We start from the raw sequence: 1,996 nt of genomic DNA on the forward strand, positions 1-1,996 counted from the left end.
GCAGGCGTTCGAGGAGGCGGAAGTTGCCGCGGGTGATGCGTTCGACGGCGGCGATGGCTTGTGCGTCGGTGAAGTCGTCGGGGTCGAGTGTTTTGCCGAGCTTGCGCCATTGGCGTTCGAGGACGAACAGCAGCTCGTCGTGGCCGAGCGGCCGGTACTGGTGGGCGAACCCGAGGCGGCTGTACAGCTGGGGGTAGTGGGTGAACTGTTTCTCAATGCCGGGCATGCCGATGAGGATCATCGCGATGCCGGTGCGGTCGTACTGGTCACGCAGCCACTCGATTGCGTTGCCGGTGAGGCGTTCGGACTCGTCGATGATGATCAGCTCGAGCAGGGACGGGTTGGGGCCGTGAGTGTGGTCGAAGTGGTGGCCGTGGAGGAGGAGGTGTTCTTCGATGCACTGCTCGGTGCGGAGCATGTCGTGCCGGAGGTCGTCCTTTAGGGCCCGCATCGTGGCGGAGACTTCGGGCGTGTAGAAGACGGTCCGGGCGCGGTGGGCGGCGGCGTAGATCTTGGTGTCGTCTTCGCTGCGTGCGGCCCATCTGGCGATGAACGGGCCCACACTGTCCCAGTGCGCGTAGCGGCGTGCTGAGAGGGTCTTGCCGACGCCGGCGGGGCCGAAGCAGACGCCGATGGTGTTTTGTTTCCGGACGGCATCGGCGAACTCCGCGAACCGGCGGTGTTCCTTGGTGATGATGAATTGGCTCGTCACGACCGGTCCTCCTCGTAGGTCTTCAGTCGCGGTTGATCCGGTGCGTGTGCGGGTGGGCTGTGGTCATCAGGGGCGGGGCGGACGATTGCGATGCGTTCGCGGATCTGCCCGCGTAGAGCCCGGCGCTGGGCGTTCCGGGCGGCTTGGATCTGCTTGAGACTGATCGTCTCGGTCTGATGCGCGGTACTGATCGCGGTGCAGAGGAACGCATCGCGGTGAAAGACACGGATCTCGGTGACGTCGCGGGGGTCGTATCGGATGCTGACGGTGCTGCCGACGAAGGGCGCGAGGGTGGTTGCGGTGTAGCGGAGGCCCTCGAAGTGGATGCCGTCGCGCTGCACGATCCGCGTGGTCGGGACGGTGAGCAGGAACCCGTCGAGCTGTTCGAGGGACTCCGGGAGCCGTGGCAGCCACCCGTCTGCGATCCACGCGTCCAGTGGGCTCGTCCGGAGCTCGCGGTGGGTGCGGGCGTTGTAGCGGCGGATGAACGCATTGATGACACGGTCGATGCCGGCAAGGTCGAGGGTCGGTATCGGTGCTGCGACCCCGGGTGCGAGGTGGCCGGGGAGCGTCGGGAGCAGCTCGGTGTTGATGGTGCCGAAGAACCGCTCGATCTTTCCGCGCCCCTGGGGCCGGGCGACCTGGGAGTGGATGATCCGGAGGTGCAGCACGGCGGCGGTGTTCCCGAGGCGGTGGCTGGTGAAGTCGGACCCGTGGTCCGTGTAAAGCACATCCGGGATCCCGCAGACAGGCCAGTCCGGCTCCGACTTGTGCCAGATCGCCTGCCGCAGCGCGAGCGCAGTGTTCGCCGCTGACGGGGCGCCGAGGAACACCATGTACCCGCACACCGCGCGGGAGTAGTCGTCGAGGACCACCGTCAACCAGGGCCGTGCGGGCTTCCCGTCGGGGCCGACGATGAGCAGGTCCAGCACCGTGTGGTCCGCCTGCCAGATCGCGTTGGGGCGGTCGGCGCGACGTCGGAGCAGCAGCTCGTGTTTGTCCCGGTACGACGCAGTCCCCTCGAGCGCGAGCGTCACCATCCCAGGGTCCAGCGCGTTCACGATCGACCGCACAACGGAGTACGACGGCGATCGCAGCCCCCGTTCACCGCAGTGGACGCTGACCTGACGGTGAATGGTGGCGATCGACGGTCGCGGCTTGGTGAGTGCGAGCCCCTCGACCAGGCGGACCAGTTCCGGCGCCGTCCGCCGGACGCCGCGGTCGGTGCGGGTGCCGTCGGCGAGGGCGGTGTATCCGCCGATCCGGTAGCGAGCGAGCCAGCGT

The 1,996-nt window shown here is 67.6% G+C and carries 2 protein-coding genes; both read right to left on the reverse strand.

What is annotated here, in order from left to right:
• Positions 1-712: AAA family ATPase (locus BKD30_RS15055; protein WP_076705912.1), on the reverse strand; the 712-nt coding region annotated here is incomplete at its 3' end.
• A partial coding sequence (locus BKD30_RS15060) for a Mu transposase C-terminal domain-containing protein (protein WP_076705914.1) occupies positions 709-1,996 on the reverse strand: 1,288 nt, incomplete at its 5' end. The genes BKD30_RS15060 and BKD30_RS15055, both read right to left, overlap by 4 nt.

The organism is Tersicoccus phoenicis (assembly GCF_001968835.1).
GTDB classification, from domain to species: domain Bacteria; phylum Actinomycetota; class Actinomycetes; order Actinomycetales; family Micrococcaceae; genus Tersicoccus; species Tersicoccus phoenicis.